11 protein-coding genes and 1 pseudogene are annotated in these 16148 nt (G+C 69.0%); 7 read left to right on the top strand and 5 right to left on the bottom strand.

Annotated features, from left to right (window positions below):
• The coding region (locus tag AWB94_RS21440; protein WP_133058220.1) for a 2-oxoglutarate dehydrogenase E1 subunit family protein at window positions 1-224 on the bottom strand (224 nt) is incomplete at its 3' end.
• Window positions 225-432: 208 nt separating this feature from the next.
• Entirely contained in the window at window positions 433-1185 is a 753-nt protein-coding gene (locus AWB94_RS21435; protein ID WP_062657660.1) for a hypothetical protein, read from the bottom strand.
• Window positions 1186-1341: 156 nt separating this feature from the next.
• Here AWB94_RS21435 and AWB94_RS21430 point away from each other — a divergent pair, with 156 nt between their 5' ends.
• A complete protein-coding gene (locus tag AWB94_RS21430; protein WP_084395257.1) occupies window positions 1342-2595 on the top strand; it encodes a multidrug effflux MFS transporter in 1254 nt (417 codons plus the stop codon).
• Window positions 2596-2750: 155 nt separating this feature from the next.
• On the top strand, window positions 2751-4724 hold the full coding sequence (locus tag AWB94_RS21425; protein ID WP_234811830.1) for an MFS transporter: 1974 nt from the start codon (window positions 2751-2753) through the stop codon (window positions 4722-4724).
• 3 nt (window positions 4725-4727) lie between these two features.
• On the opposite strand, the pseudogene AWB94_RS21420 reads toward AWB94_RS21425, so the two are convergent.
• The 3 genes and pseudogenes from AWB94_RS21420 to AWB94_RS21410 form a co-directional block, all read right to left on the bottom strand.
• Window positions 4728-5533: pseudogene (locus AWB94_RS21420) on the bottom strand (DUF222 domain-containing protein).
• A 33-nt stretch (window positions 5534-5566) separates the two neighbouring features.
• The gene (locus AWB94_RS21415; protein ID WP_062657664.1) at window positions 5567-8977 is read right to left on the bottom strand and encodes a TM0106 family RecB-like putative nuclease; all 3411 of its coding nucleotides are present in this window, start codon (window positions 8975-8977) and stop codon (window positions 5567-5569) included.
• A 52-nt stretch (window positions 8978-9029) separates the two neighbouring features.
• Window positions 9030-9557, bottom strand: coding sequence for an LppP/LprE family lipoprotein (locus AWB94_RS21410; protein ID WP_474630413.1), 528 nt, complete (start codon window positions 9555-9557; stop codon window positions 9030-9032).
• 124 nt (window positions 9558-9681) lie between these two features.
• On the opposite strand from AWB94_RS21410, the gene AWB94_RS21405 reads away from it, so the two are divergent.
• Genes AWB94_RS21405 through AWB94_RS21385 form a run of 5 tightly spaced genes read left to right on the top strand, consistent with a single transcriptional unit; the run spans window position 9682 to window position 16148 of the window.
• Window positions 9682-11367, top strand: coding sequence for a DEAD/DEAH box helicase (locus tag AWB94_RS21405; RefSeq protein ID WP_062657666.1), 1686 nt, complete (start codon window positions 9682-9684; stop codon window positions 11365-11367).
• Window positions 11364-12500 (top strand): acyltransferase family protein, encoded by a 1137-nt coding sequence (locus AWB94_RS21400; protein ID WP_062657667.1) that lies wholly within the window; start codon window positions 11364-11366, stop codon window positions 12498-12500. The genes AWB94_RS21405 and AWB94_RS21400 overlap by 4 nt, the downstream gene beginning before the upstream one ends.
• A 35-nt stretch (window positions 12501-12535) precedes the next feature.
• A complete protein-coding gene (locus tag AWB94_RS21395; protein ID WP_084395270.1) occupies window positions 12536-14068 on the top strand; it encodes an MFS transporter in 1533 nt (510 codons plus the stop codon).
• 48 nt (window positions 14069-14116) lie between these two features.
• Window positions 14117-14926 carry a GNAT family N-acetyltransferase gene (locus tag AWB94_RS21390; RefSeq protein ID WP_062657668.1) on the top strand — a complete coding sequence of 270 codons (810 nt, stop codon included), beginning with the start codon at window positions 14117-14119 and terminating at the stop codon, window positions 14924-14926.
• Window positions 14913-16148, top strand: a complete 1236-nt coding sequence (locus tag AWB94_RS21385; RefSeq protein ID WP_457920262.1) for a lysine N(6)-hydroxylase/L-ornithine N(5)-oxygenase family protein — start codon at window positions 14913-14915, stop codon at window positions 16146-16148. The genes AWB94_RS21390 and AWB94_RS21385 overlap by 14 nt, the downstream gene beginning before the upstream one ends.

The raw sequence follows: 16148 nt of genomic DNA, 5'->3' as shown, positions 1-16148 counted from the left end.
CGCTGGGCCGGAGCGGGGGCCGGCGCGGGTGTCGCCGGGGCAGCGGCGGGCGCTGCCGCCGCGGAGCCGTTGGTGGCGGCCGCTTCGGTCACCGGTTCCGGTGAATAGTCGACGAGGAATTCGTGCCAGCTGGGATCCACCGAGGAGGGATCTTCGCGGAACTTGCGATACATCTCCTCGACCAGCCACTCGTTCTGTCCGAAGGGGGATGGGGAACTGGTCACGGCAGTTCTTCGCCTCGATTCCATCTGTCACGGCGGGCGTGTGCGATGAGCCCACCACATGTGTGCGGATATCCGCGCTCGGCCGCATAAAGGCTATCGCTTCCGGTCGCGGCCCGACCAGGCACGTCGGAGTGACGTTCCTGGCCGGTGCGTCGTGCTGACATATGACCGGTTATGTCACTGACATTGCCCGTCATATGTCTGGTTGTCAGTCGCGCGGTGCGGGCAGCACGAGCAATGACGACGGCCACCGGGGCGGCGGGTTGCCGAACGCCTTGCGGGCATTGCCCACGATCTTCTTGCCCATCAACCGGTTGCCCACCCCGCCGACGACGGCGCCGATGCCGACCGGCAGCAGCTTCCCGAAGGCGATGGCCCCGCGCTTGAGGGTGTACTTCTTCACGAAGAACCGCAGCAGCCTGCTGTTCAGTTGTGACACGGCGGGCAGCGGCAGGGTTGCGGCGCCATCGGAGAGCCACGCCCCGCTGGTGCGACCGGTGCCCAGCAGGTCGGCGACGGCGTGCTTGCCGTCGTCGCCGACGAGGACCGCCAGCACCAGTGCGCGGCGCCGTTCCCTGTGATCGGCCGGGATGCCGTGCACTTCGGCGACCGCCAGCACGAACACGGCGGTGGCCTCCAGGAACACCACGGTTTCCCCGGCCACCGCGGACATCGCGGCCAACGTGCCGATGCCCGGGAACGCGGCGGCCGATCCGACCGCCGCGCCGCTGGCCATCACCGCGGCCAGGTAGTGCTTCTCCAGGCTGGCGACGATTTCGGCGGGGGTGGCGTCCGGCTTCTTGTCGCGTAGCCGGCGGACGTAGGCCGTCACCGCCGGCGCCTGCAGGCGGGTGCTGCGCTCCAACAGCTGTGACAGCGCCTTGGCGGCCGCGCTGGGATCCTCGTCGACACCGTCACGGGTGGCCGGAAGCCGACTCGTGATGTTGGACCGAGCGTTCATCGCTGTGTCTCCCCTGTGCAATCCCCGAGCCCTGTAGACCAACAAGGCTAACCCCCTTACAACGATCGGCCCGGTAGGTCCGTTGCCCAGCCGTGACGGCCGTCACTGTTCGCCCTACGCGGAAGAAAAAACCGACGTGCAACGCTGCCTCTGACCGTGGCAACATCCGTGAGCGTGCAAGCAACCCCGACCCCCAGCCGCATCCGGATCATCACGGTGCTGGGGCTGCTGATCGCACTGGGCCCGCTCACCATCGACATGTACCTGCCCGCGTTGCCGAGAATCGCCGGGGACCTGTCGGTGTCGTCCTCGATGGTGCAGTTGACGCTGACCGGAACGCTGGCCGGTCTGGCCGTGGGCCAGCTGGTGGTCGGCTCGTTGTCCGATTCGCTGGGTCGACGGCGGCCACTGATCGCGGGGATCGTGCTGCACATGGTGGCATCCCTGATCTGCCTGTTCGCGCCGAACATCACGGTGCTCGGGTTGGGGCGCGGCCTACAGGGCTTCGGTGCGGCCGCGGCGTCGGTCGTCGCGGTCGCCGTCGTCGGCGACCTCTACACCGGGACGGTGGCTGCCACGGTGATGTCCCGGTTGATGCTGGTGCTCGGCGTCGCGCCGGTGGTCGCGCCGTCGCTGGGTGCGGCGGTCCTGCTCAAGGCGTCCTGGCACTGGGTGTTCGCCGCGCTGGTGGTGCTCGCCGGTGCGCTGCTGTTGTTGGCCGTGCTGGCCCTGCCCGAGACGCTGCCGGTGTCGCACCGTCGTCCACTGCACGTCCGCAACATCATCGGCACCTACGGCGAACTGCTGCGCGATGCCCGGTTCGTCATCCTGGTGTTGGTCGCCGCGCTCGGCATGTCCGGGCTGTTCGCCTATATCGCCGCCGCGCCGTTCGTGTTGCAGGGGCGGTACGGACTGGACCAGCAGACCTTCGCGCTGGTGTTCGCCGCCGGTGCGGTCGCCCTGATCGGCGCGACCCAGACCAACGTGCTGCTGCTCAAGCGGTTCAGCCCGCAGACCATCACGGTGTGGTCGCTGGGCGTTTCCGCGGTCACCGCGGCGGTGTTCCTCGCGCTCGCGCTGAGCCATGTCGGCGGTCTGTGGGGATTCCTGGTGTCGGTGTGGGTGATCTTGGCGGCGATGGGACTGGTCATCCCGAACGCGCCCGCGGTGGCGTTGTCCCGGCACTCCGACGCGGCCGGGACGGCGGCCGCCCTGCTGGGTGCGGCGCAGTTCGGCTTGGGTGCCGCGGTGGCACCGCTGGTCGGTGTGCTCGGCAACAACGAATTCGCCTTGGCGCTGGTGATGGTCGTCGGATCCAGCTTCGCGTTGTTCGCCTTGCTCGCGGTCGGATCGTCGCCGACCGAGGCGCAGGACGCTCCGGCCGGTGAGCCCGTCTGCGACGCGGCGTAAGTTGTCGGGATGGCGGCGGGTCCGTAGCGTCCGTCGCGTCGCCCCTTCCGATTTCCGAGTAGATGCCCGAAGACCAGACTGATCGACGCGCGCCCGCGGCCGCCCGCCTGACCGGGACGGCCCGGCAAGCCAACCCCTGGCACGCGCTGTGGGCGATGCTGGTCGGGTTCTTCATGATCCTGGTGGACTCGACGATCGTCGCAGTCGCCAACAAGCGGATCATGGAGGCGCTGGCCACCGACTACGACGGTGTCATCTGGGTGACCAGCGCCTATCTGCTCGCCTATGCGGTGCCGCTGTTGGTGGCCGGCAGGCTCGGCGACCGGTTCGGGCCGAAGAACCTCTACCTGCTCGGGCTGACGGTCTTCACGATCGCCTCGCTGTGGTGCGGGCTGTCCGGGTCGATCCAGATGCTGATCGCCGCCCGGGTGGTGCAAGGTGTCGGGGCGGCACTGCTGACGCCGCAGACCCTGTCCACCATCACCCGCATCTTCCCGCCGGAGCGGCGTGGCGTGGCGATGAGCGTGTGGGGAGCCACCGCCGGCGTCGCCACTCTCGTCGGACCGCTGGCCGGAGGTGTCCTGGTCGACGGGTTGGGCTGGCAGTGGATCTTCTTCGTCAACGTCCCGATCGGGCTGGTCGGCCTGGCGCTGGCGGCGTGGTTGGTCCCGGTCCTACCCACCGAGAAGCACAGCTTCGACCTGCTCGGGGTGGCGCTGTCCGGGATCGCGATGTTGCTGATCGTGTTCGGCTTGCAGGAGGGGCAGTCGCACCACTGGGCGCCGTGGATCTGGGCGACCATCGTCGCGGGCGTCGGGTTCATGGTCGCCTTCGTGTACTGGCAATCGGTCAATCCGCGTGAACCACTGATCCCGCTGCGTGTTTTCGCCGACCGGGATTTCACGCTGTCCAATGTCGGCATCGCCGTCATCGGTTTCGCCGTGACGGCGATGATCCTGCCGGTGATGTTCTACGCCCCGGCGGTGTGCGGGCTGTCCTACACGCGGTCGGCGCTGCTGACCGCCCCGATGGCCATCGCGACCGGCGTACTCGCCCCGTTCGTCGGCCGCATCGTCGACCGATCGCATCCGGCTCCGATCATCGGGTTCGGCTTCGCGACACTGGCGATCGCGTTGACCTGGCTGTCGGTGGAGATGACGCCCACGACGCCCATCTGGCGGCTGCTGCTGCCGCTGGCGGCGATGGGGGTGGGGATGGCGTTCATCTGGTCGCCGTTGGCCGCGACGGCCACCCGCAATCTCCCGCCGCAACTGGCCGGCGCGGGCTCCGGGGTGTTCAACACCACCCGCCAGGTGGGCTCGGTGCTGGGCAGCGCCAGCATGGCCGCGTTCATGACGTCCCGGATCGGCGCCGAACTTCCCGCGCGGCCCAGTGGTGGCGCCCCGACGGAGGGGCAAGCCGGCGTGCTGCCGGAGTTCCTGCGTGAACCGTTCTCGGCGGCCTTGTCGCAATCGCTGCTGCTGCCCGCATTCATCGCGTTGTTCGGTGTGGTGGCCGCGCTGTTCCTGCGTGGCTTCGGTGCGACGACACCGCGGTTGGTCACCGGGTTACCCGCGCCGCGGCTGCCGGCGGCCGACCAGCACTCCGTCGACGAGCATTGGCAGGACGACGACGACTACATCGAGTACACGGTGGACTGGTCGCCGGGGCATGATTCCCCGTCGCTTCGCTCGCCGGGGCAGGACCCGCCCACCGATTTGCTGCCCGCCGTCGATGCCACCCCACCCGACGAGTCGCTGACCGAGCCGCTGTACGCCCACGTCGAGCATCCGCTGCACGCACCGGCCGATACCTGGCACGCCGGACCCGTGGACACCTGGCAGCACCTGGAACCCGAGTCCGAACCAGAACCCGAGCCCGAGCCCGAGCCCCGGCCCGTGCCGGACCCGCCGCGACCCATGCCCGACCCACCCCGGGCCTGGCGAAGCATCCTCGACGATCTGCTGGCCGAGCCGCCGGGCGATCACATCGGCCACGCCCACAATGGTTTTCACACCGACCAGGACGGCCGATTCCAGCCGTTGCAACCGCCCGCCGATCAGGACGACGAGGAGCCGGGCGGCAGGCATTCACGACCCAGTCGCGGCAGGCACTCCCGCGACGACTGACGGTCAGTTGTCGCTGGTGGGTGGTGGTTGGAAGGGTTGGTACCACCACCATTGGGCGCGTTCCCCGGTCGGGCCTGTGTAGGGGTTGACGGTTGGTGGGGCGGTGCTGGGTGGCCGGGCCAGGGATCCGCGATCGATGGGTTGTCCGTCGGTGTCGGTGACGACGAGGCGATCGGCGGGGCCGGTGATGGTGATCTGGCCGGCATGGTGCAGCCGGTGATGCCGCGGGTGGACCGTCCGGTGCCGATCGGGCGGTCGTGGCGCTCGAACCAGACTTCGCAGGTGGCGTCGCAGAGCAGGTATTGGCGTTCCTGGTCGGTGAGGATCGGGCTGAGGTGCAGGGCGGCGGGTCGGTCGACGTCGACGTGCACGATGACGGTGGTGTGCTGGCCGTGTGGGCGGGCTGCGGCGTCGGTGTCCCAGCCGGCCTCGACCAGGCTCATGAACGCATCGGTCCGGGTCGGAAATCCGTCAGCGCTGTCGGCGGCGCGTTAGGCGATCACCCCGACCTGATCCAACGACAACCGGCCTTCGCGTAAACCGTCGGCGCAGCGCGGGAACTCGTCGAGGCGGTGCGCGACGGCGACCATCGTCTCCGCGTTGCGGGGTGTCGCCCCGGTTTTCCAGGCCACCAGCGCTGCGATCGAGCGGCAGCCGGTCATCCCGGCCAACTCGTCGCGGTCGATCTCGGCGACGATCTCGACCAGCCGACCGTCGATGGCGTTGCGTTGCCCGCACAACTCACCGATCTCGTCGAACAGCACCGCCAACCGTTCTTTTGGCTCCAAAGACGTTGCGGCGCTGGACATGACCCATTCTCGCAGAGGGTCCGACAAGTAGCCTCAGCCGCCGGTCAACGCCAGGAACGCCCCCAATTCGGTCAGCCGGTCGGGCGTCGCGGGCAGATAATCGGTCAACAGCGCCGACCGCACGATGAACGCGGTGTGCTTGGCGCGGCTCACCGCCACATTGAGCCGATTCCTGTTGAACAGGAACGAGACTCCGCGCGGCGCCTCGTCGGCCGACGACGTCGCCATGGAGACGAACACGACCGGGGCCTGCCGGCCCTGGAACTTGTCGACGGTGCCCACCTCGACACCGGTAAGCCCGGCGGCGTCCAGCGCGCGGCGCAGCGTCACCACCTGGGCGTTGTAGGGCGTCACGACCAGCACATGCTGCTGATCCAGCGCGACGGTGCCGTGCTCGTCGGTCCACGCGGTGCCGAGCAGCGCGGTGATCCGGGCGACGATGGCTTCGGCCTCCTCGGGGCTGTCGGTGGAATTGCCGTCGTGTGCCACGGCCAGCACCTGCACGCCCGGTGCCACGCCGTCCAGATGCCTTGCGCCACTGACGTCTTCGCGTGCCTGCAGTCGGCCGTCGTAGGACAACCGGGAGACGGGCCCACACACCGCGGGATGCATCCGGAACGAGAAGTCCAAGAAGTAGCCGCGCTCCGGCGGCAGGGTGTGGTGGCCGTCGACGAGCCAGCCCAGCGCCGACTCGTCGACCGGTTCCGGATGGGTGCCCTGACTGACCTGCGGCAGCTGCTGCGGATCGCCCAGCAGCGTCAGGTTCCGGGCCGCCGGCGCCACGGCGATGGTGTTGGCCAGGCTGTACTGACCGGCCTCCTCGATGACCAGCAGGTCGAGCGCCAGCCGCGGAATCTTGTTGGCATTGGCGAAGTCCCAGCCCGTTCCGCCCACCACGCAGCCGTCGTTGTCGGCAATGAACCCGGCGAACTCCGGATTGGTCAACGTGGTCCACCCGGCATTGACCGTGTTCATCTTCTTGCCGACGCGGGTGCCGTCGACCCCCGCGGCGATCACATCGCGGAAGAGGTTCTCCACCACGGCGTGTGACTGCGCCACCACACCGACCCGCCAGCCGTGCCCGTTGACCAACCGTTCGATGACCTTGGCCGAGGTGAAGGTCTTACCGGTTCCGGGAGGGCCGTGGACCGCCAGGTACGAGGAGTCCAATGCCAGCAGGGCGGTCGTCATGTCGGCGGCGACATCCCCGGTACGCGGGAGCGGGCCACCGCCGACGATGCGCGGCGCGCGGCGCAGCAGGATGTCGGTGATGGCGTCGGCCGGTAGGTTGGGCAGCCCGGCGGCCACCCGTGCCGCGGTGTCGGCGATCGACTCCTGCAGCGGCCTGGTGTTGATGGGCGGGCCCGGTGTCAGCGCGAACGGCAACCGGTCGAACGGGCCGGCGCCCTTGGGTTCCCGCTCACAGATCAGCACCTGCGTCGGCACTTCGGGATCGTCGCACTCGAGTACGGTCGCCGAACCGAACGCGCGACGGTCCGGGTCCTCGGCCAACCCCGCGGGCGCCGGCGGGTCGTACAGCGCGTACACGTCACCGTTGAGTTCGCCGTTGGCCAGCTCGCCGGTCAGTAGGACATGGCGTTGCGGCTTGCGTGCCTTGGGCGGCTGGTGCCAGTCGTTGACGACCTCGGCGCGGTCGGCCACGAAAACACCGCTGTTGTCCGACCATTCGTCGACGGGATTGTTCACCCGATCGAAGTGTGCCCACCAGTACGGTTTGTCCTCGCGCTTGTGGAAACCGCGGGCGGCCGCCACCATCGCGACGGCCGTCTGCTCGGCGGTGCGCTCCTCGATGCCGTCCCCGGCGAATTTCAGCAACGCCCGGTCCAGGCCGTCGGTCACCGCGGCCGTTGCGTCGGTGCCCAACGCCTGCACCGGCTGCGGGCCGCGGGGCGGCACCTCGGATTCGATGGCCCTGGCCATCAGCCAGTCCCGCAGCCGCCGCGTGGATCGACAGTCGTAGCGGTTGTAGTCCTCGATCTCCTTGAGTACCACGGCCGCCTCCTCGGGGCGGCCGTCATCGCGCAGCGCGCAGTAACGGGCGTACTGGGTGATCGAGTCGGCGGCGTTGGTCACCTCGCCGTCGCGCAGCTCACCGCCCATGTACAGCGGCTCCAGGTACTTGATGCTGTAGCTCTCCGTGCCCACCCGAATGCTCTTGCGCACCAACGGATATAGATCCACCAGCACCCCGTTGCGCAGCAGGTCGTCCACCTCGTTCTCGCCGACCCCGTACCGCCCGGCCAGCCGCAGCAGGGTGCTCTTCTCGTAGGCCGCGTAGTGGTAGATGTGCATCTTCGGGTAGCGCTTCATCCGCTTGCGCACCATGGCCAGGAAGTCGACCAGGGCCTGTCGTTCCTCGGCCCGGTCGTGCGCCCAGTACGGGGTGAACTCGTCGGTGACGGTCAGCACGCCCCACAGGTACTCCAGGCCCCAGTCGCGGCCGTTCACCGTCCAGAGCGGATCGCCCTCGAAATCGAAGAACAGGTCGCCCCTGTCCGGGTCGGGCAGCAGCATCAACGGCTGCGCATCGACGACCTCGAACGGTGGCTTGCCGTCGACCCGTTCGGCGGTCTGCAGCCGCGCTTGGGCCGTCAGTGCGATGACGGTGCGGTTGGCCAGCTCGGGCACCGGACCGGCGTGTGCGGCCAGATCACGCACTGTCGTGATGCCGGCGTCGATCAGCCGGGCGCGCTGGCTGGTCCGCATCCCCGCGACCAGCAGCAGGTCGTCGGTCGCGCGGACCTGCTGCTCACATTCGGGGCAGCGGAAGCACGCGCGGACCCGCTCGTCCGCCCAGGACACCGGCCGGTCGGCGGCCAGGTGCTCGTCCAGCAGCCGCTGTAACGCCGCCCGCCGAGGCCGGTAGACGGGCAACAGCTCGTCCACCTGGTACCGCGATACCGCGCCGTCCCCGAGCACCAGCTCCACCTCCGGCGCCACCGGCACCCCGGCGGTGGTCAGGCTGTCGGCGTAGGCGGCCAGCTGCAGCAGTGCCTCGACCTTCACCGACCGGGACAGTTTGGTGTCGCGCAGCCGGTAGCGCCCGCCGGCCGGGCCGGGCTCGAACTCCAGGAAGTCGGCGAACCCGGCGAACCGGCCGTCGAACATCGCGGCCTGGTAGATGGCCGGCACCCGGCGGCCCACCGCGGCCATGGTCTGTTCGGCCGCTGCGGCGAGCCCGGCGACCGTGTAGGGCGGCCTGCCGATCACCGTGACGGTGCCGTCGGCCCGCAGTTCCTCGAGGTGGCGCTGCTCGTGGTCCTGGCCGAGCGCTGCGGTGCGGGCCAGCAGTTCGTCGGAGGAGGACACCTTCGGGCCGCGGCCCAACTGTGCGTCGAACGAGCGCAGCAGCGCGTACTCACAGCGCGCGGCGGCGGCGAGGTCCGACGCGCTGTAGATGACTCGATCCGCGGCGACGAACACGCACCCAGGCTAGGGGAGAGCGCCGACATCCCCTACCGCTCGCGGCCACGTCTCAGTGGCCGGTGTTACCGATCAACTCCACGCCGTTGCCGTTCCACCGGAACCGCACCACGCTGTCCAGCCCCGGCGTGCCGCCGGAGAACTTGAGCGCGACGGTGTCGCCGGTGCTGGAACTCTCGTCGATCCCGTTGAAACCGTAGGTGTCGGGCACCCCGGTCGGGATGAACTTGCCCAGGTGGAACATCACCGCCCTGGTGTTGGCGTTCGGCGTGTTGGTGTTGGCCTTGACGATCACCACCGACAGCGGGGCGCATTCGTTGTAGTTGCCCGCCAACGGCTCCGGGCTCCACGCCTGGTTGCTGCGCGGATCGCGCGGCAACGTCGACACCGCTTTGGCGATCTCCGGGGCGGCCAGGTTCACCGCACACGGATCCGGTGCGGGCGCGGCGGTGGTGGGCGTGACGATGGGTGCCGGTGCGGCGACCGTGGTGCGCGGACCGGACGCGGGGGTGCTGGCCTCCGGTGTCTTGGAGACGGTGGAATCGCTCGATCCACACCCCGTCAGCACGAGGCCCGTCACGATCGCCGCCCCCAACGCAACCCTTCGCACAACACCGAACCGTACCTGTGGTCCGCCCCGGCCCCGGACCAGCGACGCGACTCTGCAGGGCGTGACGGCGCGCACGCTCTAGACTGCTCCTGACATGACTTCCCCTGAAGACGGCGCGACCGACGCCGAAGCGACCTTTGCTGACCTGCAGATTCACCCGGCGGTGCTGCAGGCGGTGACCGACGTCGGTTATGAGACCCCGTCGGCGATCCAGGCCGCCACCATTCCGGCGATGCTGGCCGGGTCCGATGTCGTCGGACTGGCCCAGACCGGCACCGGTAAGACGGCGGCCTTTGCGATCCCGATTCTGTCCAAGATCGACACCACCAGCAGGAACACCCAGGCCCTGGTGCTGGCCCCGACCCGGGAGCTGGCGCTGCAGGTCGCCGAGGCTTTCGGTCGCTACGGCGCACATCTGCCTGATATCCAGGTGCTGCCGATCTACGGCGGCTCGTCCTACGGGCCCCAGCTGGCCGGCTTGCGCCGTGGCGCGCAGGTGGTGGTCGGCACGCCCGGCCGGGTCATCGATCACCTGGAGAAGGGCCGGCTGGATCTGTCGCACCTGGACTACCTGGTGCTCGACGAGGCCGACGAGATGCTGCAGATGGGTTTCGCCGAGGATGTCGAGCGCATCCTGTCCGACACCCCGGAGTACAAGCAGGTGGCGCTCTTCTCGGCCACCATGCCGCCGGCGATCAAGAAGATCACCTCGAAATACCTGCACGACCCGGTCGAGGTGACCGTCAAGGCGAAAACTGCCACCGCCGAGAACATTTCGCAGCGGTTCATCCAGGTGGCCGGTCCGCGCAAACTGGACGCGCTGACCAGGGTGCTCGAGGTCGAAGAGGGCGACGCGATGATCGTGTTCGTCCGCACCAAGCAGGCCACCGAGGAGGTCGCCGAGCGGCTCAAGGCCCGCGGTTTCGCGGCCGCCGCCATCAACGGCGATATCGCGCAGGCTCAGCGTGAACGCACCATCGCCGCGCTCAAGGACGGCAGCATCGACATCCTGGTCGCCACCGACGTCGCCGCGCGTGGCCTCGACGTCGAGCGGATCAGCCATGTCGTCAACTACGACATCCCGCACGACACCGAGTCCTACGTGCACCGCATCGGCCGCACCGGGCGCGCCGGCCGGTCCGGGCACGCGCTGCTGTTCGTCACCCCGCGCGAGCGCCACCTGCTGAAGTCGATCGAGAAGCACACCCGGTCCAAGGTGGTCGAGGCCGAACTGCCCAGCGTCGACGACGTCAACGAGCAGCGGGTGTCGAAGTTCCGGGATTCGATCACCGACACGCTCAACGGCCCGGGCATCGACCTGTTCCGCCGTCTCATCGAGGACTACGCGCGCGAACACGACGTCCCGATGGCCGATATCGCGGCGGCGCTCGCACTGCAGTCTCGCGACGGCGAAGCCTTCCTGATGACCGAGCCGCCGCCGGAGAAGCGCAAGGAGCGCACCGAGCGGGCACCTCGCGAGGATGGCGGACGCGAGCGCAAAAAGCACGGCACCCGCAGTGACCTGGCCACCTACCGGATCGCCGTCGGCAAGCGGCACAAGGTTGCTCCCGGCGCCATCGTGGGGGCCATCGCCAACGAGGGCGGGCTGCACCGCAGCGATTTCGGCCACATCTCGATCCGGGTCGACCACTCCTTGGTGGAGTTGCCGGCCAAGCTGCCGCGCGAGGTCTACAAGAAGCTGGAGAACACCCGTATCCAGGGTGTGCTGATCAATCTGCAGCCGGACCGCCCACACAAGCCACGCCGCAAGGACTCGTGACGCTGCAATCCGGAGTCCGCGAACAGGGTGGTCTGGAGTCGGTCACCACGGTCGACCGTGTCGCGTCCCTCACCGGGGTGCGGGCCCTGGCCGCACTGCTGGTGGTGCTGACCCATGCGGCCTACACCACCGGCCGGTACAACGACGGCTACGTCGGCCTGGTGTTGTCCCGCGCCGAGATCGGCGTGCCGATCTTCTTCGTGCTGTCGGGTTATCTGTTGTTCAAGCCCTGGGTGGATCGGGCTCGGGCCGGCATGCCACCCCCGTCGGTGCGCCGGTATGCCTGGCACCGGGTGCGCCGCATCATGCCGGCCTATGTCGTCACGGTGCTGGCGGCCTATGCCGTGTACCACTTTCGCGAGGCCGGACCGAATCCCGGGCACAATTGGATCGGCCTGCTGCGCAACCTGACCCTCACGCAGATCTACACCGACAACTACCTGTTCTCCTATCTGCACCAGGGGTTGACCCAGATGTGGAGCCTGGCGGTGGAGGCGGCGTTCTACGTGGTGCTTCCGCTGCTTGCGTGGCTGCTGCTGGTGGTGCTGTGCCGGCGGCGCTGGCGGCCGGGCCTGCTGCTCGCCGGGTTGTTCGGGCTGGTGTTGATCAGCCCGGCCTGGCTGGCGTTGGTGCACACCACCCACGGACTGCCCGACGGCGCGCGGCTGTGGTTGCCGACGTATTTGGCCTGGTTCCTGGGCGGCATGCTGCTGGCGGTGTTGCAGGCGATGCGGGTCCGGGCCTATGCCGTGGTGTGCCTCCCGCTGGCGCTGATCAGCTACCTCATCGCGTCGACCCCCATCGCCGGCGAACCCACCACCTCGCCGGCCAAGCTCAGTGAGGCCGTGGTCAAGACGGTCTTCTACGCCGTCATCGCCACCCTGGTGGTGGCGCCGCTGGCCCTGGGCAACCGGGGCTGGTATTCCCGGCTGCTGGGCAGCAGGCCGATGGTGTTCCTCGGTGAGATCTCATACGAGATCTTCCTCATCCACCTGGTGCTGATGGAAGTCGTGATGGTGGAGATCCTGCAGCGCCCGGTGTACACCGGGCCCATGTGGTGGCTGTTCTTCTGGACCATGGTGGTGACCATCCCGCTGGCCTGGCTACTGCACCGCGTCACCCGGGTGCGCTGATGGCCACGGGCGGGCTCACCGAGCGTGGCGCCCGCCTGACCCTGGCCGCGGTCTGCCTGGCGGTCTTCATGTTGCTGTTGGATATGACGATCGTGGCCGCGGCGCTCGCCGACATCCAGGCGTCGCTGGACGCCAGGCTGTCCGGCCTGCAATGGGTGGTCGACGCGTACGCGCTGCCGATGGCCGGGCTGCTGCTGTCGGCGGCGACGCTGGGGGATCGGATCGGGCGGCGCCGGCTGTATCTGGGCGGCATGATCGTCTTCCTGTTCGCCTCGGCGGGGTGCGCGCTGGCCCGCAGTATCGAATTTCTCAACGGTGTTCGCGCCGTACAGGGCGCGGCCGGGGCGGTGCTGCTCGGTGTCTCGCTGCCGCTGATCGCCGCGGCGTTTCCCGAGCCGCGACGACGGGCCGTCGCGATCGCGCTGTACGGGGCGATGATGGGTGCCGGCGGGGCGGTCGGCCCGCTGTTGGGTGGTGCGCTGGTGACCGCTTACGGCTGGCCGTCGATCTTCTTGATCAACCTTCCCATCGGGATTGTCGCGCTGACGATCGCTGTTTTCGCGGTGACGGAAAGTGTTGCACCGCAGACGCAACCGCTCGACGTCTACGGCACCGTGGTGCTGACGGCCGGCTTGTTCGCCGGGGTGTACGTGCTGATCGAAGGCAACCGCTACGGCTGGGGCAGTCCGCGCATGCTGGCACTGGGCGTCTTCTGCGTGGTCGCGTTGCTGGTCTTCTTCCGGCACGAATCCCGCACCACCGCACCGCTTCTGGACGTGCGCATGCTCGCCAATGCCGGGTTCGCCGGGGTGTGCCTGGCTGCCTTCGCCGCGACCGGGACGCTCATCGCGGCCACCAATTATCTCGCGCTGTACTTCATGAACACGTTGGGCTACAGCCCCTTCGACGCGGGCCTGCGGGCGTTGCCGCTGACGGTCGCGATCGTCGTCGGCGCGCCGGCGGCGATGCTGGGCGCGCGGCGGGTGCCGGCGGTGGTCGCCATTCCGGCCGGCGTGGCGCTCATCGCCGTGGGGATGTGGATGATGACCGGCGTGACCGCCGCCACCGGGTGGACGCATTTCGTCGCCGGGTCGGTCGTTGCCGGTTTGGGTCTGGGCGGATTGTCGGCGCTGACATCGGATGCGGCACTGCGGTTCGTGTCCGTGCCGGATGCGGGTATGGCGACCGGCATGGTGAGCACCGTGCGTCAGATCGGCATCCTGGCCGGTGTCGCCGGGTTGGGGGCGCTGTTCAGTCGGGCCGCCGGTGATCATGCCGCCGCACGGCTTTCCGCGCTGCCAGCCCTCGGCGGGGAGCCCACCCGGCTGCTCACCGACGGTCTGGGCGCCGGTGCGGGACTGCGCGTGCTCGACGTCCTGCCTGCCGAGATGCGACCGATGGTGCCGACGCTGGCAACGATCGCCAGGGAGTCGGGCGCCGCCGGGATGCAGGCCGCTCTGGTGGCTGCCGCGGTGGTCGCCACCGGCGCCACCGCTGTGGTCGCGACGCTGGTCTGGATCGGTTCGCGACGGATATCGCAGGCCCGGGCGCCGGTGCCGGTGGATTAGCGGGATCTGCCACCGGCAGGGCCGCGATGGGTTTACCTTTGGCAAATCATGATGCGTGGGGGCGTGTTGATCCCAGCGACCGAGTCCGGCCGCTACAGCATCGTGATTTCGGACGATCCCGCCGAGATCGAGGCGGCACAGCGGCTGCGCTACCTGACATTCGCCGAGGAGCTGGGCGCCGCCCTGCCGCACGCCGTGCGTGGGCCGCGCACCGGCGAGATGATCGACGTCGACCAGTTCGACGAACACAGCGATCATCTGCTCGCGCGCGAGGAGTCCACCGGGCACATCGTGGGCTGCTATCGGCTGTTGCCGCCCGACGGTGCACAGGCCGCGGGCGGGGTGTTCACCGACACCATCTTCGAAGTCAGCCCCGGTATCGACGCGCTGCGTCCGTCGCTGGTCGAACTGGGCCGCGCCAGTGTGCATCCCGACCACCGCAGCGGAGCCGTCATGGGCCTGCTGTGGGCCGGCATCCTGCGCTACCAGGAACTCACCGGCCACCTTTGGGCGATCGGCTGCCTGTCGGTCCGGATGGAGGCCGGCGGCCCGCGCGGCGCGCTGGTCCGCGGGGTGCTCGACGAGGCGTACCGGGCGCATCCGGCACCGGCGCAGTTCCGGGTGGTGCCGCGAAACCCGGTGCGGGTCAACGGTTTGAGCTTGACCGATATGCCGTCACCGGGCCGGGTGCGGTTGCCGCCCATGGTGGCGGGCAGCCTGCGCATCGGCGGGGTGATCTGCGGGGAGCCCTCGTACGACCCGGATTTCGACATGGCCGACTTCGTGGTCCTGATCAATCGGGACATGGTGCGCGGGCGCTATCTGGAACGGTTGAGCCGCACCCATGTCCCGGCCTGAACCCGCGCGCGTCGGGCTGCTGGGCATCGGTTTCGGGCCTGCCAACCTCGCGCTGGCCATCGCGCTGGCCGAACGCGGTGAGCACGGCTACTTCCTGGAGGCCCAGCCCAGGTTCGGCTGGCACCGCGACATGCTGCTGCCCGGTACCCGCATGCAGATCCCGTTCCTCAAGGATCTGGTGACACTGCGAAACACCAAGAGTGACTTCACCTTCGTCAATTATCTGAGCGAGCGCGGCAGGCTGGTCGAGTTCATCGGCCGCCACGACGTGTTCCCCAGCCGACTCGAGTTCCACGACTACCTGGATTGGGCCGCGGCGCATTTCGCCGCCGACGTGCGCTACGGGCAGCGGGTCGTCGGCGTGGCGCGCGGTCCCGGCGGCGGTTTCACGGTACGGACACAAGCGGGTGTGGCGGTCGAGGCCGAGCGCTTGGTGCTCGGGATGGGCCTGAAACCAGTGCTGCCCAACGGTGTTCGGTGGACGTCACGGTGCTTCCACAGCCATGGTCTGCTCGGTGCGCTGGCGCGGCTGGGTGCGGTTCGGTCCGTCGCGGTGGTCGGGGCCGGGCAGAGCGCCGCCGAGGTGGTCGCCCACCTGTATCGCAGCGGGCCGCAGGTGCAGGTGCACGCCGTGTTCGGCCGCTACGGGTACAGCCTCGCCGATGACAGTGCGTTCGTGAACGGCATCTTCGACCCCGCTGCGGTGGACGAATTCTTCGGCGCGGACGAGCCGGTACGCCGGCGGCTGCTGGAGTACCACCGTTCGGCCAACTATTCGGCCGTCGACGTCGACCTGATCGAGCAGTTGTACGGGCAGGTCTACGAGGAGCGGGTGAGCGGGCAGCGTCGGCTGTTCCTGCACCGGGCTTCGGAGATCGCCGAGGCCGCCGAGCACGCCGAAGGTGTCCGGGTGACCGTGCGCAGCCTGGTCGACCGGCACGAGGAGATGCTGCACTGCGATGCGGTGATCTATGCGACGGGTTACGCACCGACGGATGTGGCGGCGTTCCTCGGTGCGCTGGCCACCGACTACGAGTTCGACGAGCATGGGCTGCCGGTGGTGACGCGTGACTACCGGCTGGCGGGCCGGCCGGGTGCGGCCGGGGACATCTTCCTGAACGGGTCGGTGGTCGAGCACACGCATGGGCTCGGAGCGACGTTGTTGTCCAACGTCGCGGTCCGGGGCGGGGAGATCGCAGCCGCCATCACCCATCCAAAATAG

The sequence above is a fragment of the Mycolicibacterium canariasense genome, from assembly GCF_002101555.1.
Taxonomy (GTDB): domain Bacteria; phylum Actinomycetota; class Actinomycetes; order Mycobacteriales; family Mycobacteriaceae; genus Mycobacterium; species Mycobacterium canariasense.
This window is presented reverse-complemented; position numbering and strand designations above follow the sequence as displayed.

What these genes read in the sequence shown, in the direction of transcription:
- AWB94_RS21425 (WP_234811830.1), top strand. Translation starts at nt 2,751, where the DNA reads ATGCTGGTCGGGTTCTTCATGATCCTGGTGGACTCGACGATCGTCGCA.
- AWB94_RS21385 (WP_457920262.1), top strand. Translation starts at nt 14,913, where the DNA reads ATGTCCCGGCCTGAACCCGCGCGCGTCGGGCTGCTGGGCATCGGTTTC.
- AWB94_RS21405 (WP_062657666.1), top strand. Translation starts at nt 9,682, where the DNA reads ATGACTTCCCCTGAAGACGGCGCGACCGACGCCGAAGCGACCTTTGCT.
- AWB94_RS21435 (WP_062657660.1), bottom strand. Translation starts at nt 1,185, where the DNA reads ATGAACGCTCGGTCCAACATCACGAGTCGGCTTCCGGCCACCCGTGAC.
- AWB94_RS21390 (WP_062657668.1), top strand. Translation starts at nt 14,117, where the DNA reads ATGATGCGTGGGGGCGTGTTGATCCCAGCGACCGAGTCCGGCCGCTAC.